The organism is Nonomuraea sp. NPDC051941, assembly GCF_044593615.1.
Map to the genome: position 1 here is coordinate 77,743 of NZ_JBIUCF010000038.1, position 19,768 is coordinate 97,510.

At 70.7% G+C, this 19,768-nt stretch carries 21 protein-coding genes; 11 read left to right on the forward strand and 10 right to left on the reverse strand.

From position 1 onward, the window contains the following. Positions 1 to 11 precede the first annotated feature (11 nt). Positions 12 to 1,367, forward strand: a complete 1,356-nt coding sequence (locus ACIHFD_RS46105; protein WP_397372329.1) for a DHA2 family efflux MFS transporter permease subunit — start codon at positions 12 to 14, stop codon at positions 1,365 to 1,367. Beyond that, positions 1,337 to 1,831: a DUF523 domain-containing protein gene (locus tag ACIHFD_RS46110; RefSeq protein WP_397372287.1), complete on the forward strand. Its 495-nt coding sequence runs from the start codon at positions 1,337 to 1,339 to the stop codon at positions 1,829 to 1,831. The genes ACIHFD_RS46105 and ACIHFD_RS46110 overlap by 31 nt, the downstream gene beginning before the upstream one ends. Here ACIHFD_RS46110 and ACIHFD_RS46115 read toward each other — a convergent pair. Both ACIHFD_RS46115 and ACIHFD_RS46120 read right to left on the reverse strand, forming a co-directional pair. Next, positions 1,776 to 2,210 (reverse strand): hypothetical protein, encoded by a 435-nt coding sequence (locus ACIHFD_RS46115; protein ID WP_397372288.1) that lies wholly within the window; start codon positions 2,208 to 2,210, stop codon positions 1,776 to 1,778. The genes ACIHFD_RS46110 and ACIHFD_RS46115 overlap by 56 nt on opposite strands. Positions 2,211 to 2,304: 94 nt before the next feature. Further along, a complete protein-coding gene (locus tag ACIHFD_RS46120) occupies positions 2,305 to 2,814 on the reverse strand; it encodes a hypothetical protein (protein WP_397372289.1) in 510 nt (169 codons plus the stop codon). A gap of 39 nt (positions 2,815 to 2,853) precedes the next feature. Here ACIHFD_RS46120 and ACIHFD_RS46125 point away from each other — a divergent pair, with 39 nt between their 5' ends. From ACIHFD_RS46125 to ACIHFD_RS46160, 8 genes are all read left to right on the forward strand, one after another. Then, positions 2,854 to 3,531, forward strand: a complete 678-nt coding sequence (locus tag ACIHFD_RS46125) for a response regulator transcription factor (RefSeq protein WP_350740650.1) — start codon at positions 2,854 to 2,856, stop codon at positions 3,529 to 3,531. Positions 3,532 to 3,568: 37 nt separating this feature from the next. Further along, positions 3,569 to 4,867 (forward strand): sensor histidine kinase, encoded by a 1,299-nt coding sequence (locus tag ACIHFD_RS46130; RefSeq protein WP_397372290.1) that lies wholly within the window; start codon positions 3,569 to 3,571, stop codon positions 4,865 to 4,867. A gap of 41 nt (positions 4,868 to 4,908) precedes the next feature. Next, positions 4,909 to 5,895, forward strand: a complete 987-nt coding sequence (locus ACIHFD_RS46135) for a lytic polysaccharide monooxygenase (RefSeq protein ID WP_397372291.1) — start codon at positions 4,909 to 4,911, stop codon at positions 5,893 to 5,895. A 152-nt stretch (positions 5,896 to 6,047) separates the two neighbouring features. Continuing rightward, a complete protein-coding gene (locus ACIHFD_RS46140; RefSeq protein ID WP_397372292.1) occupies positions 6,048 to 7,418 on the forward strand; it encodes a Dyp-type peroxidase in 1,371 nt (456 codons plus the stop codon). Positions 7,419 to 7,539: 121 nt separating this feature from the next. After that, positions 7,540 to 8,223 (forward strand): GAP family protein, encoded by a 684-nt coding sequence (locus tag ACIHFD_RS46145; RefSeq protein WP_397372293.1) that lies wholly within the window; start codon positions 7,540 to 7,542, stop codon positions 8,221 to 8,223. A gap of 40 nt (positions 8,224 to 8,263) precedes the next feature. Next, entirely contained in the window at positions 8,264 to 10,060 is a 1,797-nt protein-coding gene (nhaA, locus tag ACIHFD_RS46150; RefSeq protein ID WP_397372294.1) for a Na+/H+ antiporter NhaA, read from the forward strand. A gap of 77 nt (positions 10,061 to 10,137) precedes the next feature. Further along, positions 10,138 to 10,539: a hypothetical protein gene (locus ACIHFD_RS46155; RefSeq protein WP_397372295.1), complete on the forward strand. Its 402-nt coding sequence runs from the start codon at positions 10,138 to 10,140 to the stop codon at positions 10,537 to 10,539. An 83-nt stretch (positions 10,540 to 10,622) separates the two neighbouring features. Beyond that, positions 10,623 to 11,015 (forward strand): hypothetical protein, encoded by a 393-nt coding sequence (locus ACIHFD_RS46160; protein ID WP_397372296.1) that lies wholly within the window; start codon positions 10,623 to 10,625, stop codon positions 11,013 to 11,015. Here the strand turns inward: ACIHFD_RS46160 and ACIHFD_RS46165 are convergent. Continuing rightward, positions 11,012 to 11,464 carry a hypothetical protein gene (locus ACIHFD_RS46165; RefSeq protein ID WP_397372297.1) on the reverse strand — a complete coding sequence of 151 codons (453 nt, stop codon included), beginning with the start codon at positions 11,462 to 11,464 and terminating at the stop codon, positions 11,012 to 11,014. The two genes, ACIHFD_RS46160 and ACIHFD_RS46165, sit on opposite strands and share 4 nt — an antisense overlap. A gap of 46 nt (positions 11,465 to 11,510) precedes the next feature. Here ACIHFD_RS46165 and ACIHFD_RS46170 point away from each other — a divergent pair, with 46 nt between their 5' ends. Then, on the forward strand, positions 11,511 to 12,488 hold the full coding sequence (locus ACIHFD_RS46170) for a helix-turn-helix transcriptional regulator (RefSeq protein WP_397372298.1): 978 nt from the start codon (positions 11,511 to 11,513) through the stop codon (positions 12,486 to 12,488). A gap of 10 nt (positions 12,489 to 12,498) precedes the next feature. Here ACIHFD_RS46170 and ACIHFD_RS46175 read toward each other — a convergent pair whose 3' ends face one another. Genes ACIHFD_RS46175 through ACIHFD_RS46205 form a run of 7 tightly spaced genes read right to left on the reverse strand, consistent with a single transcriptional unit; the run spans position 12,499 to position 19,509 of the window. Next, positions 12,499 to 13,494 carry an ABC transporter ATP-binding protein gene (locus ACIHFD_RS46175; RefSeq protein WP_397372299.1) on the reverse strand — a complete coding sequence of 332 codons (996 nt, stop codon included), beginning with the start codon at positions 13,492 to 13,494 and terminating at the stop codon, positions 12,499 to 12,501. Further along, positions 13,491 to 14,471 (reverse strand): ABC transporter ATP-binding protein, encoded by a 981-nt coding sequence (locus ACIHFD_RS46180; RefSeq protein ID WP_397372300.1) that lies wholly within the window; start codon positions 14,469 to 14,471, stop codon positions 13,491 to 13,493. Before ACIHFD_RS46180 ends, ACIHFD_RS46175 begins: the two co-directional genes overlap by 4 nt. Further along, positions 14,468 to 15,292, reverse strand: a complete 825-nt coding sequence (locus tag ACIHFD_RS46185) for an ABC transporter permease (RefSeq protein WP_364265257.1) — start codon at positions 15,290 to 15,292, stop codon at positions 14,468 to 14,470. The genes ACIHFD_RS46180 and ACIHFD_RS46185 overlap by 4 nt, the downstream gene beginning before the upstream one ends. Beyond that, the gene (locus ACIHFD_RS46190) at positions 15,289 to 16,269 is read right to left on the reverse strand and encodes an ABC transporter permease (protein ID WP_355204964.1); all 981 of its coding nucleotides are present in this window, start codon (positions 16,267 to 16,269) and stop codon (positions 15,289 to 15,291) included. The genes ACIHFD_RS46185 and ACIHFD_RS46190 overlap by 4 nt, the downstream gene beginning before the upstream one ends. Next, positions 16,266 to 17,873 (reverse strand): ABC transporter substrate-binding protein, encoded by a 1,608-nt coding sequence (locus ACIHFD_RS46195; RefSeq protein ID WP_397372301.1) that lies wholly within the window; start codon positions 17,871 to 17,873, stop codon positions 16,266 to 16,268. Before ACIHFD_RS46195 ends, ACIHFD_RS46190 begins: the two co-directional genes overlap by 4 nt. Further along, positions 17,870 to 18,580: a PIG-L deacetylase family protein gene (locus ACIHFD_RS46200; protein ID WP_397372302.1), complete on the reverse strand. Its 711-nt coding sequence runs from the start codon at positions 18,578 to 18,580 to the stop codon at positions 17,870 to 17,872. Before ACIHFD_RS46200 ends, ACIHFD_RS46195 begins: the two co-directional genes overlap by 4 nt. Next, positions 18,577 to 19,509: a GNAT family N-acetyltransferase gene (locus ACIHFD_RS46205; protein WP_397372303.1), complete on the reverse strand. Its 933-nt coding sequence runs from the start codon at positions 19,507 to 19,509 to the stop codon at positions 18,577 to 18,579. Before ACIHFD_RS46205 ends, ACIHFD_RS46200 begins: the two co-directional genes overlap by 4 nt. Between the last annotated feature and the right edge of the window lie 259 nt (positions 19,510 to 19,768).

Below are 19,768 nucleotides of genomic sequence, written 5' to 3' on the forward strand. Positions count from 1 at the left end.
CGGTGTACGACATGCGATACGGCGTACGAAGTTCACTCCGGACAACGGGCCTGGTCGTCCTCCTGGGCGTCGTCATGACGATGCTCGACACCACGATCGTCAACGTCGCGCTCGGCACCCTGGCCCGCGACTTCCACACCACGCTCGCCACCATGCAGTGGGCGGTCACCGGCTACCTGCTGACCCTGTCGATGACGGTCCCGGTCACCGGCTGGGCCGTGGGCAGGTTCGGCGCCAGGAACGTCTGGCTGGTCTCGCTCGCGCTGTTCGTCGCGGGTTCCGCGCTCACCGCCGCCGCCTGGTCGGTCGGGAGCCTGGTCGCCTTCCGCGCGGTGCAGGGGCTGGGCGGGGGCCTGCTCCTGCCGGTCGGCCAGATGATGCTGGCCAGGGCGGCCGGCCAGGAGCGGATGGGCCGCGCGATGGCCATGATCTCGCTCCCGGCGATGCTGGTGCCGGTGCTCGGGCCGCCGCTGGGCGGGGTGATCGTGGAGGGTCTCGGCTGGCGGTGGCTGTTCCTGATCAACGTGCCGTTCTGCGCGGTGGCGCTGCCGGCGGCGTTCCTGCTGCTCCCCCGCGAATCGGGCGCGAACCCGCAGGGGCTCGACGTGCTGGGTCTCGCGGTGCTCTCGCCCGGCCTGGCCGCGCTGGTCTACGGGCTGTCCGAGATCGGCGACGGGGCCTCCCCGCTGCACCCCGCGCTGTGGATCGGCGTGGCGCTGGTCGCCGCGTTCGCCGTGCGGGCGCTGCGGACGACGGGCACGCTGCTGGATCTGCGGTTGTTCGGGAACAGGCAGTTCGTCGCCGCGGTGGGCGCGCTCGTGTGCTACTCGGCCGCCATGTTCGGCTTCACGGTGCTCGTGCCCCTCTACAGCCAGCTCGCGCAGGGCAGGAGCGCGCTGGAGGCGGGCCTGCTGCTGGCCCCGATGGGGATCGGCGCGGCGATCACGATGCCGGTCGCGGGCAGGCTGACCGACAGCAAGGGGCCGCGCGGCGTCGGCGCGGCGGGCGTGGTCGTGGCGGTGGCGGGCATCGCGGGATTCGCGGCGTTCGGGGGTCTCGTGCCGATGTTCGTCCTGGGGCTCGGGCACGGGCTGGTGTCGACGTCGGTGATGGCGGCCGCGTTCAAGACGCTGGAGCCGGGTGCCATCCCGGCCGCGACCACGCTGAGCACGATCGCGGTGCGGCTCGCCTCCCCGTTCGGGGTGGCGGTGCTGGCCGTCCTGTTGCAGGTGTTCACCAGGACGGGCGTGGAGCGGCCCTTCACGTACGCGTTCGGCGTCGCGATCGCGCTGGCGGCCGTCTCGCTGGTGCCGATCGCGCTCATAGGATCGAAGGCATGGAGAGGATCCTCGTCAGCGCCTGCCTGATGGGCCGCCGGGTCCGCTACGACGGTCGCGCCAAGACCAGCTCGGACGCCCGGCTCGCCGCGTGGCGCGAGGAGGGGCGGCTGGTGCCGCACTGCCCGGAGGTGTCGGGCGGGCTACCGATCCCGCGTCCCGCCGCCGAGATCGAGGGCGGTGCGGGCGGGGCGGCCGTCCTGTCCGGGGCCGCCCGCGTGCTGGCGAGCGACGGGTCCGACGTGACGGCCGAGTTCCTGGCGGGCGCGCGGTCGGCGCTGACCGTGGCGCGCTCGTACGGCATCCGGCTGGCGGTGCTGAAGGAGGGCAGCCCGTCGTGCGGCGCGCTGTCGATCTACGACGGTACGTTCAGCGGCCGGCGCGGCCCAGGCCAGGGCGTCACGACGGCGCTGCTGGAGCAGCACGGCATCCGCGTGTTCACCGAGGACCAGGTCGACGAGGCCGCCGACTATCTGCGGACCCTGGAGCCGTAACCCCGCGCACTCTGGACGCGTAGAAGGAGCCCGCCAGCCCGGTGGCGAGCAGGACCGCGATCACGCTGTGATACCAGCTCAGCAGCGTGCTCGCCGGGCCCGCCCCGAGCGCGAGCGACAGGATCCCCATCAGCACCCCGCCGAGCGCGGCCGCGTGGCCGTAGATGAGCCCGTCCCACGCCCACGCGCGCTTGGCGAGCACGCCGTACGCCCCGGCGAACGTGGCCCCGGCGCACAACGTCTCCACGATCGCGGCCGGCACGATCACAGGCTCGCGTACCGGGCCGAACGCGATCCCGGCGTGCAGCAGCCCGAACGAGAGGAAGATCAGCGCGTACAGCAGCGACAGCCAGCCCAGGGCCCTGCGAAGTGCGTCCATGTGATCCACCCTCGCACCCGGGGCGGGGCGGCGAATCGTCCCCAGGGAGGCGGTGCGGATACCACGCCCGCCGTAGCCCGGCGGCCGCCGCTCGTCAGTACTCCCAGGTGTCGGTGCGCTGCTCGTGGCTGATGCAGAACACCCCTGTGCCGTGCTCGCCCTTGACCAGGTCCACCCTGATCCAGCCGGTGGCGCGGGCGACCTTGGCGGTGTAGCCGCTGACCGGGGTGGCCGACACCAGGCGGCAGCCCTCCGGGCCGAGCGTGAACGCCACCTCGCCGCCCTTCACCTTCACCACCTTCAGCGGCTTTCTCGGCGCGGGGCTCTTCGCCGGGCTCTTCACGGGGCTCTTGACCGGGCTCTGCACCGGGCTTTCGACCGGGCTCTTGACCGGCTTTCTCGGCTCACGACTCGGGCTGGGGCTGGGGCTGGTGAGGGTCAGCGGGGCTTCGTCGGCCGCGATCGTCTGGGCGACGAAGGGCTCCACGTCCACGTCGTCCACGAACTCGTCCCGCAGCACACCCCGTACGCCGAACCACGAGACCGACACGGCCACCGCGGTCGCCCCGCACCAGATCGCCGCGTATCGAAGGGCTCGACGCATGAGACGAATTATGTACGGTTCGTCGGTACGGTTGGGCGCATGGCGACGGTTCTCGTAGTGGAAGACGATGAATTCGTCAGATCAGCGATCATCCACGAACTCGGCCGGCGCGGGCACGCCGTCCGCAGCGCCGGGTGCGCGCTCGACGCGCTCAGGGAGATCTCGCAGCGCCCGCCGGACGCCGTCGTCCTCGACCTCGGCCTGCCCGACCTGGACGGGTCCGAGGCGCTGCGCATGGTCCGCGGCGTCTCCGACGTGCCGGTCATCGTGGCCACGGCCCGCGACGAGGAGGCCGAGATCGTCCGGCTCTTACGGGCGGGCGCGGACGACTACCTGGTCAAACCGTTCTCCGGTGACCATCTCAGCGCCCGGCTGGACGCCGTGCTGCGCAGGGCCAGGTCCGCGCCCGCGCCTCAGATGTTCCGCGTGGGCGGCCTGGAGGTGGACGTGGGCCGGCGCGAGGCCGCGCTCGACGGCGGTCCGCTCTCGCTGACCAGGCGCGAGTTCGACCTGCTCGCCTACCTCGCCGCCCGGGCCGACCGCGTCGTCACCCGCCAGGAGCTGCTGGCCGAGGTCTGGCGGCAGTCGTACGGCGACGACCAGACGATCGACGTGCACCTGTCGTGGTTGCGGCGCAAGCTCGGCGAGAGCGCCTCCCAGCCGCGCTACCTGCACACCGTCCGGGGCGTCGGCGTGATGTTGTCGGCACCCCGATGAGAGCGCGCGACGAGAGTGCCCCGATGAGAGCATCCCGATGAGGCGCACCCTGGCGGTGCTGATGGTCGCGGTCACCTCGATGGTCGCGCTGGCCTTCCTCGTGCCGCTGGCGCTGATCGTCAAGGAGACCGCGCAGACCAGGGCGCTGGCGGGCGCCGAGCGGCAGGCGTCCGCGCTGGTCCCGGTGCTGGCGCTGACGACCAGGAGCGACGACCTCGGGCACGCCATGGCCCGCACCGAGGCAGGGCGGCGCGGCCTGCTGGCCGTCCACGTCAAGGGCGGCGCGACGCAGGGCACCTCCCGCGCGCCCGCCGCCGAGGTGGCCAGGGCCGCCCGCGAGACCAGGGCGAGCACCGTCGAACTGGACGGCGGATACGTGCTGCTGCGCCCGGTCGCGCTGGACGAGGACCGGGGCGCGGTGATCGAGGTGTTCGTCCCGGCCGCCGACCTCAACCGGGGCGTCTTCACGTCATGGGCGGTGCTGACCGGGGTGGCCGTGGCGCTGGTGCTCGGCTCGGTGCTGGTCGGCGACCGGCTCGGGGCGCGGGTCGTACGCTCGGCGCGGCGGCTCGGCACCGCCGCGACCGCGCTGGGAGCCGGTGACCTGAGCGAACGCGTCTACCCCGACGGGCCGCCCGAGCTCAAGGCGGCGGCGACCGCGTTCAACGCCATGGCGAACCGCGTCACCCAGCTCGTGGCCGCCGAGCGGGAGCTGGCCGCCGACCTCTCCCATCGGCTCCGCACCCCGCTCACCGCGCTCAAGCTCAGCCTGGACCAGCTCGGTCCGCAGGCGGAGCCCGGCAGGCAGGCGCTGGCCAGGCTGGAAGGCGAGGTGGACACGATCATCTCGGCGGCCCGGCGGCCGTCGCGGGCGGCCAGGTCGTGCGACGCGGCCGAGGTGCTGCGCGAGCGGCTGACATTCTGGTCGGCGCTGGCGGAGGACCAGCGGCGCCCGTGGGAGCTGGTCGGGGCCACGCTTCCGGTACGGGTGCCCGTACCGGCCGGTGAGCTGACGGCGGTGGTGGACGCGCTGCTCGGGAACGTGTTCAGGCACACGGCGGAGGGCACGGCGTTCGGCGTCACCCTGCACGAGGGCCAGGACACCGTCGGCATCCTGATCGCCGACGCGGGGCCCGGCATCGCGGACCCGGACTCGGCGATGGAGCGGGGCAGTAGCGGCAGCGGGTCCACCGGGCTCGGGCTGGACATCGCGCGCAGGCTCGCCGAGTCGACGGGGGGCCGGCTGCGGCTGGACCGGTCGTCGATGGGCGGGGCCCAGGTGCAGGTGTGGCTGCGTACTGAAATAGCAGCTAAGGCAGCCTTAAAGGACGCTTAAGCCCGAAATTTCGATCTTTCGGGTGCATCAAGGTGATCTACATGCAGATCACCCGCAAGGCGCTCGTCGCCACCACCCTGGCCGCCCCCACGCTGCTCGTGCTCGCCGTCGCCCCCGGCACGGCCTCCGCGCACGGCACCATGAGCAACCCGCCCAGCCGCACCATGGTCTGCTACAGCGAGGGCCCGGAGAACCCGAAGTCGGCCGCCTGCAAGCAGGCCGTGGCCATCGGCGGCACCCAGCCGCTCTACGACTGGAACGAGGTCAACATCGCCGACGCGGCGGGCCGGCACCGCCAGATCATCCCGGACGGGAAGCTGTGCAGCGCGGGGCGGGACAAATACCGCGGGTTCGACCAGGCTCGGGCGGACTGGCCCGCGACGACCCTGGCGAGCGGCGCGTCCCACACGTTCAGGTATCGGGCGACCGCGCCGCACAAGGGATCGTTCGAGCTCTACATCACCAAGGACGGCTACGACCCGGCCAGGCCGCTGAAGTGGTCGGACCTGGAGGCCAGGCCGTTCCAGACCGTGCAGAACCCGGTGGTGACGGACGGCTTCTACACGATGAACGCCAAGCTGCCCGCCCGGCAGGGACGGCACCTGATCTACGCGATCTGGCAGCGCAGCGACAGCCCCGAGGCGTTCTACTCCTGCTCGGACGTGGTCTTCGGGCAGGCCAACCCCGCCCCGGCCCCCACGCCCACCGGCACCCCCACCGCGACCCCCAAGCCCACCCCCACGGCCGCCCCCACGCAGCCGTCCGGGGACGTGCCGGCCGTCAACGCGGGCGTCGGCGTCGCCCCCGCCGCGGCCAAGGTCGGCCAGCAGGTGAGGGTGACGGCGGTCTGCGGCGGATCGACGGTGCGTGACGTGACCTCGAACGCCTTCGCCACCGTCCGGAACCGCCCCACCGCGCCCACGGCCACCTGGTCGTCGGCCCTGAAGGCGGTCAAGGCGGGCCGGTTCGGGGTGACGGTGCGCTGCGAGAACGGCGGCGTGGCGCGTACCGCTCTCACCGTCGGCTGATCGGGAAAGCAACCGGACCGTTTTCCCGGAAACCTTCTCGCGTTCCCAGGAGTCGTACAGGTGGGGCGCGTTGGAATACGGGGGATTCGCCGTTCCTCGTTCGACGCGATAGGGGGCCCGATTTCACATCGAAACGGGGAAGGGACTCGGCAATGCCTGTCGACCTGAACAACGCACAACCTCTGGCCTGGGACTCGGCCACGCTCGACGCGGACACCAAGGCGATGCTCGACAATCTCCAGCCGAACATCCTGCGCGCCCACGTGCGCGAGCACCTGTCCGTGCTGTTCGTCCGGTTCAACGACGCGGCGGAAGGAAAGGCGTTCCTCCGGCACGTCGCGACCACCAAGATGAAGTCGGCCCGCCGGCACCTGCAGGAGGTGCACGACTTCAACGCGAAAGGCAGCCGCGGCACGCCGTACGTGGGCATCGGCATCAGCAAGGCCGGCTACCGCGACCTCGGCCACCCGGTCGAAGACGTGCGCAAGTTCGAGGACCGGGTGTTCCGCGACGGCATGAAGCGCCGCGTCGCCGAGGTCGCCGACCCGCCCGTGGAGACGTGGGAGCGCGCGTACCAGCGGGAGATCCACGCCGTCATCCTGATCGGCGACGCTGAGCCCGAGCCGGTGGCGGCGCTGCGCGAGGAGATCCTCGGCGAGCTGCCGGAGAGCGCGCGGCTGCTCGGCGAGGAGACCGGGCAGGGCATGCGCAACCCCGCCGGCGACGGCATCGAGCACTTCGGGTACGTGGACGGCCGCAGCCAGCCGCTGTTCGTGAAGGACGAGGTGGACAAGGAGCCGAAGAAGCACTGGAACCCGGCATTCCCGCTGAGCAACGTGCTCGTGCCCGACCCCTTCGCGCCGAACCCCGTCCGGCACCACGGCAGCTACCTGGTGTTCCGGAAGCTGGAGCAGAACGTACGGGCGTTCAAGACGATCGAGCAGGAGCTGGCCGACGGCCTGGGCCTGGTCGGCGCCGACCGCGACCGGGCCGGCGCCATGATCGTCGGCCGGTTCAGGGACGGCACGCCCCTGACCAGCAAGCCCAAGGCGGGCGGCGGGCCGGTGACCAACGACTTCACCTTCGACGGCGACGACGGCAGCAAGTGCCCGTTCAGCGGGCACATCAGGAAGACGAACCCGCGCTCGTTCGGGCGTGAGGTGCTCATGGCGCGGCGCGGCCAGACGTACGGGGAGCGGACCGACGAGCCGTGGGACGACTCGCCGCCGGAGACCCGGCCGAGCGGCGAGGTCGGGCTGCTGTTCATGGCGTTCAACGGCAGCCTGCTGAGCCAGTTCGAGTTCACGCAGCAGTCGTGGGCCGACAACCCGGACTTCGAGAACCCGGCCACGGGGCACGACCCGGTGATCGGGCAGGGTGATCGGGACATCAAGGTCGCGTTCCCGAAGGTCTGGGGCAAGCCGGAGCTGTCGGCGCCGCAGGCCCAGGTGGCCCAGACGGTCACGATGAAGGGCGGCGAGTACTTCTTCGCGCCGTCGCTGGCGTACCTGCGGAACCTGTAACCGGGAGAGGCCGGGCCCGTCCGCGGCCCGGCCTCCTCCGGCGCGATACGAAGAAGTATGTACGCCCGGTTCACCCCGCCGGAGGAGGAGCCGGCGCTCGCGAACCAGCACGATCGAGAGCATGACCATCGGACTGCTGCTCGCCCTCGCCGCCCTGGCCCTCGTCGACAGCACCAGCTTCGGCACCCTCGGCATTCCCGTCTACCTGCTGCTGGCCTCCAAACGGTCGCGCGGGTTGTTGATCTATCTGGCCACCATCACGGTCTTCTACTTCCTGGTGGGGGTCGCGCTCATGCTGGGGCTGTCCACGGTGATGGACCGCTTCGGCGACGTGCTGCGCAGCGGTCCCGCGTACTGGGTGCAGCTCGTGCTGGGCGTGGGGCTGTTCGCGCTGAGCTTCAGGCTCGACCCCAAGCGGCGCGCGAAGCTGGGCAAGCCCGAGCGCCGTTTCGAGCCCCGGGTGGGCGGTCCGCGCGTGATGGTGCTGCTGGGGCTGACCGCCGGGGCGCTGGAGGTGGCGACGATGGTGCCCTACCTCGCCGCGATCGGCATCATGACCACGGCTGGGCTGACCGTCGGGCAGTGGGTGCCGGTGCTGGGCGCGTACGTGCTCGTCATGATCCTGCCGCCGCTGGCGCTCATGGGGCTGCGCGCCGTGGCGGGAGCCTGGCTGGAGCCGAAGCTGGAGTGGCTGCGGGCCTGGATGAGCAAGCACGCGGCGTCGGCCCTGAGCTGGGGCGTTGCCATCGTCGGTTTCCTGCTTGCCCGGGATGCGGCGTTTTATCTGTTCTTCCGGACACCGTAGGATCGGATGCCTCCGCTGGATCTTCGGGGGGAGATCTGTGATGTTGCGGGCGTTCCTGCGGACCGAGGCAGGCAGCACGACCGTGCTGCTGGTGGCCACGGTGCTTGCCCTGCTCTGGGCAAATTCGCCATGGGGTGACACCTACGAGGCGTTCTGGCACACCCCCATGGGCATCTCCTTCGGAGACGCCGACTTCTCGCTGGACCTGCGGCACTGGGTCAACGACGGGCTGATGTCCGTCTTCTTCTTCCTCATCGGCCTCGAGGTCTCGTACGAGGTGCGGCTCGGGCAGCTCAGGGACCGGCGGCTCATCGCCGTGCCCGCCGTCGCGGCCCTGGGCGGGATGCTGGTGCCGGCCGGCGTCTACCTCCTGCTCAACTTCGGCGGGCCGGGCGCGGGCGGGTGGGGCGTGCCCATCGCCACCGACACGGCGTTCGTGCTGGGCGTGCTCGCCGTCGTGGGGGCCCGCTGCCCCGACCCGCTGCGGGCGTTCCTGCTGACGCTGGCCATCGTGGACGACGTGCTGGCGATCATGATCATCGCGATCTTCTACACGGCCAGCCTCTCCATCCCCGCGCTCATCACCGCCGTCCTGCTCCTCGCGGCCATCGTGACCCTGCGGTGGCTGAGGATCTGGCGGGCGCCGGCCTACGTCGTGCTGGGGTTCGCGCTCTGGGTGGCCACCCTCGAGAGCGGGATCCACCCGACGCTGGTCGGCATCGCGCTGGGCCTGCTGGTCTTCGTCTACGCGCCCACGGACCAGAAACTGCTGCTGGCCGGCGAGGCCGTGCAGGAGTTCACCAGCGAGCCGAGCGCGCGGGCCGCCAGGGAGGCCACGCGGCGGGTCCAGCGGGCCGTCTCCGTCAACGAGCGGCTGCAACTGCGCCTGCACCCGTGGAGCAGCTACGTGATCGTGCCGATCTTCGCCCTGGCCAACGCCGGGGTGCGGCTCGACGGCGAGACCCTGCGGGCCGCCCTCACCTCGCCCGTCTCCATCGGGGTGGCGCTGGGGCTGGTGGTCGGGAAGTTCGTCGGGATCTCCCTCGGCACGTGGCTCCCGCTGCGGTTCGGCTGGGGGATCCTGCCCGGCAACCTGGTGTGGGGGCAGTTGCTGGGCGGGGCGGCCGTGTCCGGGATCGGGTTCACGGTGGCGCTGTTCATCGTGGACCTGGCCTTCGACGGGTCACCTGTCCACGCCCAGGCGAAGATCGGCATCCTGGCCGGGTCGCTGCTGTCCGCCCTGCTGGGGTGGGTGATCTTCCGGCTGGCCTGGGATCGGGGCGGGGTGTGCGCGCCGCCCGAGGCCGAGCCGCCCGAGGAGCTGCCCGACCGGCTCACGGTGCCGGTCGGGCCGACGGACCACGTGCGCGGGCCCGAGGACGCCAAGATCACGATCGTCGAGTACGGGGACTTCGAGTGCCCGTACTGCGGGCGACTGCACCCGGTCCTGGAGGAGATCCTCCGGAAAAATCCTGATGTACGGATGGTTTTCCGGCATTACCCGATCCGCACGCTACACCCCCGGGCCGCGTCGGCCGCGATCGTCTCCGAGGCCGCGGCCGACCAGGGAAGGTTCTGGGAGATGCACGACATCCTCTACGACAACCAGCGTTTCCTCACCGACGCCGACCTTGAGCACTATGCCGCCGAGCTGGGCATCGACCCCTGGTCCGACGTGCCGGGCCACGCCGCGCGGATCGCCCTGCACGAGGAGTCCGGCCGCGACGGCGGCGTGCGCGGCACCCCCACGCTCTTCCTGAACGGCGTGCGCCACCAGGGTGGCCTGGACGAGGGATCGATCAGCAGAGCATTGGACGATCTGCGCGAATCCCCGTAGCGTCGTCGCGTCCGGCTTGGCCTCGAACGGAGTTCCCTGTGATATCAACGATCGCCGGTATCCTCACCTTTGGCGTGATGGGCATCCTGTTGCTCCTCGGCGTCGTCATGACCGCGATGGCCCGGCGCGAGCACGGCTCGGCCGCGATGATCGGCATGGCGGGCTGCATCCTGCTTCTGCTGGGACTGCTGTTCAACATCTTCCGCTCGTACGTGCTGTTCCCGCAGATGACCTCGTCGACGGACATTCAGACGACCGTGACCGTCACCAGCCTGGTCTCCCTGCTCTTCGACGCGGGCGGCACCGCCCTGCTGATCTGGGCCGTGGTGGCCCGGCGCAAGCCGAGCCAGCCCGCCCAGCCTCCGCAGGGCCCCGGCTGGCCGCAGCAACCCCCCTATCCGCAGCAGCCGTACCAGCAGCAGCCCGGCTGGCAGAACCCGCCGCAGCCGCCCTACGGCCAGGGTCAGGGCCAGAGCTGACGAACCCGCGGGACGGGTCCCCCGGCGAAGTGTGACAATGGGAGGGCACGCCCCCACTCTCCGCAGCGGCTCCTGAGGAGATCATGACTCGAGAGCAACCTGACCCGCAGGGCCAGGACCCCCACCAGACGATCAGGCACCGCCCGCCCTTCCCGACCCAGCCCACCCGGCAGGGACCTCCCGGACAGGTCCCGCCGCCGCGGCACGGACACCCGCCCCCGCAGGGCCCTCCGACCGTGCGCGTGCCGCCACCCCCGGCTCCGCCGACCGTGCGCGTGCCCCGGCCCGGGCGTCCGCAGGATCCGCCCTCCACGCAGCGGCTCCCCTACACGCCGGACATGCTGCCCGACGTGTCCCACTACGAGACCAAGCCGCCTCAATCGGCCTGGTGGTGGGCGATCGTGGCCGGATCGCTGGTGCTGCTGATCGCGGCCGTCGCGGTGGCGGCGGTCCTGTGGGCCCGCTCCGGCGCCTAGGCCCGGCTGAAGTCCATCGTCCAGTTCGTCTCCCAGGTCAGGCCGTCGTCCGCCGAGTACGCCTGCTCCCAGCGGGCCGCGTCCGGGCCGAGCACCGTCCAGATGAACCGGCACCGCACCTGCCTGCCCTCATACGCCTCCTCCCCGTAGAACTCGCCCCGGTCCCCCTCGAACTCGCCCACCATGGGCGAGCTGTCGAGCGTGCCCCTCGTGCTGCTAGCCCAGTAGATGGCCCACTGCCGTGTCTCGGGGTTGTACACGCGCACGGTCAGCCCGCTGGACCCCTTGGTCGGGAACGTGATCTCGTCGAAGCTGGCCGCCCCGTCGAAGTGCCGGGTGGCCACCGAACGGCCCGGGAATTCGTCCCATTCGTCGCTGTCGGCGAGCGCCTTCACGAGCCGGCGGTTGTCGACGTTCCAGTGGCCGGCGAGAAAGTCGAAATCGTTCATGCGGGCGACGCTAGGCCGTGGTCACTGACAGGTAGTGTCAGTGAATGTGCGTGCTTCCCGCCTGGTCTCGATCCTCCTGCTCCTGCAGACGCGCGGCCGGATGACCGCGCAGGATCTGGCCGAGCGGCTGGAGGTCTCGGTACGCACCATCTACCGCGACGTCGAGTCCCTCCACTCCGCCGGCATCCCCCTGTACGGCGACGCAGGCCCGAAGGGCGGCTACCAGCTGCTCGACGGCTATCGCACCCGCCTCACCGGGCTGACGACCGACGAGGCCGAGTCGCTGTTCCTGGCTGGACTGCCGGGTCCGGCGGCGGAGCTGGGGCTGGGCGCGGTGGTCACGGCCGCGCAGCTCAAGCTCATGGCGGCGCTGCCGGTCGAGCTCCGCGACCGCGCCGGGCGCATCCAGGAGCGTTTCCACCTCGACGCGCCCACCTGGTACCGCGACCAGGAGCCGGTGACCTACCTGCCCGCCGTGGCCGACGCCGTCTGGAACGAGCGCCGCATCCAGGTCAGATACCGCCGCTGGAAGGCGCCCCAGGAGGTGGAGCGGCGGCTGGACCCGTACGGGCTGGTCGTCAAGGCCGGGCGGTGGTATCTCGTCGCGCGGGCGGGCGAGGACGTGCGCACCTACCGCGTCTCGCAGATCCTCGACCTGCACCCGCTCCCCGAGGGCTTCACCAGGCCGGACGGCTTCGATTTGGCGGCCTACTGGCAGGAGTACCTGGCCGAGTTCGAGGCCCGGCTGCGGCGGGGCGAGGCGGTGCTCCGGCTGTCGCCACGCGGCGTCGAACGGGTGCCCAACCTCATGACCCCCGGCGTGGTGGCGGCGGCCAGGGAGAGCGCGCAGCCGCCCGACGAGGAGGGCTGGACGCGGGTCACGGTGCCGATCGAGTCGATCGAGCATGCGCTCGCCGAGTTCCTGCGGCTGGGCACGGACGCCGAGGTGCTCGCCCCCGCCGAGCTGCGTGACCGCATGGCCACGACCGCCGCCGAACTCGCCGCCCGCTACCGCCCCACCTGAGCCGCCGCGCCTATCTCTCCGCCTGAGCCGCCGCTTCCACCTGCCAGCAGTGCGTCCAGTGGCCGTCCCCCAGCGCGGTACGCGCGGGCGCCTCCTCCGAGCACACCGGCAGCGCCACCGGGCAGCGCGGATGGAACCGGCACCCGCCCGGCGGATCGATCAGGCTCGGCGGCTCGCCGTGCCGCGTGACCTCCGGCGCCGCCACCCGGTCGGGATCCGGCGCCGACTCCAGCAGCAGCCGCGTGTACGGGTGCCGCGCCGACTGCGTGAGCTCCTCGCTCGGCCCGCTCTCGATCAGCCGTCCCGCGTACATGACCGTGATGTCCTCGGCGAAGTAACGGGCGCCGGCGATGTCGTGCGTGATGTACAGGAGCGCCAGCCCGCTCTCCCTTGCCAGCCCCTCCAGCAGCCGCAGCACCCCGAGCCTGATCGACACGTCCAGCATCGACACGGGCTCGTCGGCGATCAGCGCGACGGGCCGCACCGCCAGCGCCCGCGCGATGGCCACCCGCTGCCGTTGCCCGCCGGACAGCTCGTGCGGCAGCTTGTCCATGAACTGCTCGACCGGCGTGAGGCTGACGCGTTCGAGCAGCTCGGCGACCTGTGCGCGTTCCTCCGCGTCCGAGCGGACGTGTCCGTGGATGCGCAGCGGCCTGGCCAGGTGGTAACGCACCCGGTGGAAGGGGTTCAGGGAGGCGAACGGGTCCTGGAAGATGAGCTGCACCTGCCGCCGGAAGTCCCTGAACGCCGCCCCGCGGTGGGCGCGTACCGGCTCGCCGCGCAGCAGCACCTCGCCCGACGTGGCCGGATAGACCTGCGCCAGCAGCCGCGCCACCGTGCTCTTGCCGCAGCCGCTCTCCCCCACCAGCGCCGACACCGTCCCGGCCCGCAGCGCGATCGACACCTCCTCGACGGCCCGCACCGGCGGCCGCCTGCCGAAGCGGCCTCGGGGACCGCGGGCCGCGGTGAAGTGCTTGGTGAGGTTCCGTCCCTCCAGGACGATCATGACGCGTCCTCCAGACCGCGGCCGCCGTTCAGCAGGCACGCGACGTCGCCTTCGAGCTCGGGCATGACCGAGGAGCACGCCGCCACCGCCACCCCGCACCGCGGGTGGAACGCGCATCCCGGTGGCGGCGACCTCAGGTCGGGCGGGCTGCCGGGGATGCCCAGCAGCTCCTCGCGCGGCCCGTGCAGGCGCGGGAACGAGCGGAGCAGCCCCAGCGTGTACGGATGCCGCGGCGACCTGTGGATGGCCTTGGCGGACCCGGTCTCCACGACCCGGCCCGCGTACATGATGGCGATCCGGTCGGAGATCTCCATGAGCAGCGACAGATCGTGCGTGATGAACACGACCGCGAAGCCGTACTCCTGCCTGAGCTCCCTGATCTCGTGGAGGATGTCGCGCTGGACCACCACGTCGAGCGCGGTCGTCGGCTCGTCCATGATGATGATCTCGGGGTTGAGCGCGAGCGCGATGGCGATGGCGGCGCGCTGCCGCATGCCGCCGGACAGCTCGTGCGGGTAGGAGCGCCGCCTGTCGGCACTGATGCCGACGCGCCGCAGCAGCTCGACCGCCCGCTCCGTACGGTCGCCGCGCGACATCCCCGGAACGTGGACGCGCAGGACGTCGTCGATCTGGGCGCCGACGGTGCTGACCGGATTGAGGGCGTTCATGGCGCTCTGGAAGACCACGGCCAGCTCCTTCCAGCGGAAGGCCCTGAGCTCGCTCTTCCCGAGCCCGAGCACGTCGACGGACGAGCCGTCCTGGCGGCGGTAGACGACCGAGCCCGAGGTGATCGCGGCGGGCGGCCGCAGCAGCCGGGCGACGGCGTTGGCCAGCGTGGACTTGCCGCTGCCGCTCTCCCCCGCGAGGCCCAGCACCTCTCCGCGGCGCAGGTCGAGGGAGACGTCGGCGACGGCGTGCACGGTGCCGCTGCCGGACAGGTAGTCGACGCTCAGGTCGCGGATCTCCAGGACGTTCATGTGCGGGCCTTCACCTTGACCGTTCGCAACCGGGGGTTGGCGATCTCGTCGATGCCGAAGTTCACCAGCGCGAGCCCGGTGCCGATGAGCGCGATGCACAGGCCGGGCGGGATGAACCACCACCAGGCCCCGATGAGCAGCGCCTGGCCGTTCTGCGCGAAATAGAGCATGCTGCCCCAGCTCACGGTGGACAGGTCGGCCAGGCCGAGGAACGACAGCCCGGCCTCGGCCAGGATCGCCGCGACCACGGTGGCCAGGAAGCTGGTGGCGATGACGGGCAGCAGCACGGGCAGGATCTCGAAGAAGACGATCCGGAGGGCCCCCTCGCCGCTCGCCCGCGCGGCCTGGACGAAGTCGCGCCGCCGTACGGACAGGGTCTGCGCCCGCAGCACCCGCGCGCCCCAGGCCCAGCCGGTGACCGCGATCACCACGGCCACGGAGGCGACCCCGCGCTGCGGCAGGTAGCCGGCCAGCACGATGATCAGCGGCAGGGCGGGCAGCACCAGGAAGATGTTGGTGAGCACGGACAGCACCTCGTCCACCGCGCCGCCGAAATAGCCGCCGACCAGGCCGACCGCGACCGCGATCACGTTGGCGATGACCGCCGACAGCAGGCCGACGCCCATCGAGACGCGGGCGCCGTACACGATCTGGGTGAGGATGTCCTGCCCGGTCTGCGTGGTGCCGAGCCAGTGCGCGGCCGACGGACCCTGGAGCCCGTCGTCGCCGGTCGCGGCCGGGTCGGCGCCGATGAGCAGCGGCCCGAGCACGGCCATCAGCGTGAAGAAGACGAGGATGCCGATGCCGATCTTGATCTTCATTCGGACTCCTGCCTGGTACGCGGGTCGAGCACCACGTACGCCAGGTCGGCCAGGAAGTTGGCGACGAGCACGGCCAGCGAGATGACGAGGAAGATGCCCTGCATGAGCGGGAAGTCCTCGTTCTCCACCCCTTTGAGGAGCATCGACCCGATCCCGGGATAGGAGAAGACGATCTCGGTCAGCACCGAGCCGCCCACCACGAAGCCGAGCGACAGGGCGAAGCTGGTGATGTTCGGCAGGATCGCGTTGCGGGCGGCGTAGGCCCACATGACCCTCCTGGAGGTCAGCCCCTTGGCCTCGGCCATCACCACGTAGTCCTCCCCGAGCGTGGTCACCATGACGTTGCGCATGCCGAGGATCCGGTCGGCCATCGACGCGACCACGATCGTCACCGCGGGCAGCGCCGCGTGGTAGACCACGCTGCCGGCGAACTCGCCGGTGAAGCCGGGCATCACGTCCAGCCCGTACGCCCTCGACACGGGGAACCACTGCAGCGTCACCCCGAAGACGAACACCAGCGCCAGCGCCACCCAGAAGTACGGCACCGCGTGCATGAACGTGGCCGCCGGCAGCACCCCGTCGAGCCAGGTGCCCCGCTTCCACGCCATCAGCACGCCCAGCGAGGTGCCCATCAGGTAGCTGATCAGGGTGGCGACCCCGACGAGCCCGACCGTCCACGGCAGGCTGCCGGCGATGACGGTGGACACTTCGGCGGGAAAGAAGGTGATCGAGCGGCCCAGCTCCCCTTGTGCGAGATTGCCCAGGTAGTCCAGATACTGCTGCCACAGGTTCGCGTCGCTGATACCGAACGCCCGCCGCATCGCGTCGATGGCGGCCGGGTCGACGTTGCCTTTCATCCGGGCCACCAGCAGCTCCACCGGGTCCCCCGGCATGAGCCGGGGGATCAGGAAGTTGAGCGTGACGGCGGCCCAGGCGGTCAGCAGGTAGAAGCCGAGCCGCCGGGCCAGGAACCTCACTTGACGGCCGGCTTCAGGTGCAGCAGCACGACCGCGGCGTCGGGCGAGGTGTACGGCGACGGCATCGCGTACGGATCCTGCTCCGACGGCCAGCCGACATACTTGGTGGTCCGGAACTGCGCCCACCCCGGGCTGTAGAACAGCGGCAGCTGGGGCAGCTTCTCCACCATGATCCGGCCCAGCCCCTGCGTGGCCTTCTGCTGCTCGGCCAGGTCGTCGGTGGCGGCGTACTCCTCGATCAGCCGGTCGGTCTCGGCGTCCTTCCACCGCTCGTAGTTGCCGCTCGCGGCCTCGCCGACGGGCTTGGCCAGGCCGCCGAAGAGCATGAAGCGCATCTGGAAGTACGGGGTCGGGCCGGCCTCGGCGCCCCTGATCGACAGCTCGTAGTCGCCCTTGCCGACCTTCGACACCCAGTCCTGGAAGGCCACGCCCCTGGTCTCGACCGTGATGCCGACCTTGGCCAGGTCCTCCCTGATGAGCTGGGCGGCGTTCACCCAGTCGGTGAACGGCGACGGCACCAGCAGCGTGAACTTCAGGTCGGCCGGGTTGACGCCCTTGAGCAGTTCCTTGGCCTTGGCCACGTCCACCTGGAACGCGGCGTCCTTGTACTGCGGCGGCACGTACGCCTGGCCGCCCGGCATCGGCACGCCGGTCGGGTGGGCGACCTTGGTGTAGCCGCGCTCGGCCACCCTGACGATCTTGTCCCGGTCGATGGCGAGGCTCATCGCCTGCCGTACCTCCGGCTTGGCCAGGACCGGGTTGGTCAGGTTCGGCAGCAGCGAGACCAGGCCCTCCGGCGGGAAGAAGAACTTGTTCTGCTCCGGCTTGCCCTGCACGAAGATCTTCTGGATGTCCGGCACGAACGCGCCCGCCCAGTCCACCTCACCCTGCTGGAGCGCCGTCTGCAGGGCATTGGCCGTGTACGCGGGGAAGCGCAGCAGCGGCACCTCCGGCTTGCCCGGCTGCCAGTAGGACGGGTTCTTCTCCATCTCGTAGAGCTGCGCCGAGAACTTCGACAGCTTGTACGGCCCGGTGCCGACCGGCTTGGCGTTGGTGAACGTCGCCGGGTCCTGCTGCTTGTCCCACAGGTGCTTGGGCACGATGGGCGAGCCGCCGGCGATGTTGTAGAGCTTGGCGTACGAGGTGGTCTTGAAGTCGACGCGCACCTTGTCCGGAGCCAGCGCCCGCGCGTCCTTGATCTCCAGCGCGGACGTGTTGAGCTGCGCGTGGTCCTTCAGCATCTGGAAGGTGAAGGCCACGTCGTCGGCGGTGAAGGGCTGCCCGTCGGTCCACTTCACCCCCGGGCGGAGGGTGAACGTGAGCGACTTGCCCTTGTCCGACCATTCGTACTTCAGCGCCAGCCACGGGACGATCTCTCCCGGCTTGAGCTTGTTGAAGTACATGAGGGTCTCGTAGATCATCCCGCTCGTGCCGAAGTTCACGCCTTCGAGGTGGTACGGGTTGAAGTCCTCCTGGAACGTCCCCGCGTCCACGGCGTGGATCACCAGCGGGGGCGCGCTCGTGCTGTTCTTGCCGGTGGGGCCGCCGCTGCTCGAACAGCCTGCGAGGGCCAGGGCGAGGAGTACTGCCAGACAGCGTTTCATTGGGGGGTGGCCTTTCCGAAATACTTCGTCCGGAGGTCGCGCGAGCCCTTCGGTGCGGCGAAGGCCTGAGCGCGGCCGAATCCGGCTGGTGCGCCGCGCACGATCGTCAGCGCGCGGTAGTACTCGACGTACGGGAAGCCGTAGGTCTCGCCTCTGGCGTAGGCGTACCCGCTGATCGCCTGTGACCAGAGCTCGTACGCCTCCTCCGTCAGCTCGACGAACACGTCGGGGACGAAGCCCTCGGCGTCCTCCCAGTTGTCGGCGTAGTAGAGCTCGCCCGCCCAGTAGGCCGGGTGCTCGCGTTCAAGCGTCTTGAGCCCGCCGTAGAAGCGGGCGTCCTCGACGATCCGGTGGGTACGAGCGTGATCTTTGTGGATGGACGCGCTCCAATGGGTCAGGATGACGTCCGGGCGCAGCTCCCTGATCAGGTCGCCGACGCGCAGCTTGACCTCTTCGTCCTCGGGCAGCAGGCCGTCCTCGTAGTCGAGGAAGCGCACGCCCGCGCCGATCCGCTCGGCGAACGTCTCGGCTTCCTCGCGCTTCTGCCTGGCGTAGGCGGGGACGGGCATGCGGGGGTGGCCGCGCTCGCCGAGGGTGAGGTGGAGGAGTGTGGCCCGGTCGCCGCGCAGGACGTGCTGGGCGAGCACGGCGCCCGCCGTCAGGTCCAGGTCGCCCGCATGAGCCCCGATGGCCAGGACGTGGGTCATGACTTCCTCATCACGTGGAAGCGCCGGGTGATCTCGTAGCCCGCCTTGGTGTAGAGGCGGCCGGCCGGGCTCGCCTCGCCGGTCCAGAGGAACCACGACGAGTGGAGCCCTTCGGCGCGCATCATGGTCATGGTGAGATGGAGGAGGATCTTGCCGAGGCCGGTGCCGCGCTGCTCGGGGTCGACGCCGAACGGGCCGAAGCGCTCGGGGATACCGCGGTAGGCCGCGTACAGCGCGAATCCCATTATTTGATCTTTTTTCGCGATGACCATGCGTCGGGGGTCACGGTGCAGGCGGATCGCCTCGCCCCAGTCGGGGTTGAAAGCGTCGGCCGCGAAGCGGATCAGCTCGGGCAGCTCGCCGTCGGTGGGGCTGCGGAAGACGTACCCCTCGCTCTCGCGCTCGGCGCGCAGCTCGCGTACCTCGTCGGGGGTGACGTAGCCGACGAGCGTCCGGTCCATGGCGACCGGGGAGTACAGGGTCCGGAAGCCGAGCCCGTTCAGGAGCCGGTAGCCGTCGGGGTAGAGCTCGGAGTCGGCCCCGGGGAGCACATAGTTCGGCGTATAGGACGAAAAATCGACCTTCGTCCGGCCGACCTGCTCCAAGAACGCCAGCGCCTCGCCCACCAGCCGCCTCCCGAGCCCGCCGCCGCGCTGCTCGGGGACGACGAAGAAGAACGGGATCCAGCCGGTGTCCGGCTCCAGGTCGGTGCCCGGGGCCAAGGGGGTCAGGCGGCGCACTCCGTAGGCGCAGCCCACCACCCGGCCGTCGGAGACGGCCACGCGCAGGCCCTCGGGGTCGAAGTTGGGGTCGAGCAACACGCAGTCGCGGAACCAGGCGGAGGTGGCGGGATCGGCCGGCATGCTGCGGTTCCAGGCGTCCACCAGGGAGACCTCGTCACCGGACGCGAAGGCGCGGACTGTGACCATCGGGGTCCTTTCACCTTTGGCTCTCCGGTCCCAGCTTTCCCATGGTCAACGGGCAAGGTCAAGATGATTCGGGAATTTATTTTCTTCCTAGGCACATGTTTAGAAAATTTCTTTTGCGCCATGCCCGCCCGAAACTTTCACGCCCCGCCAACCCGCCCTCATCCTTAGCCGCAGGTCACCTAGCCAACCTGACAGTTCATCACCAGCAACGATTGCGTCGGTGAAAGTTTCTCTTCACACTCGCAATGTTTCAGGCGAA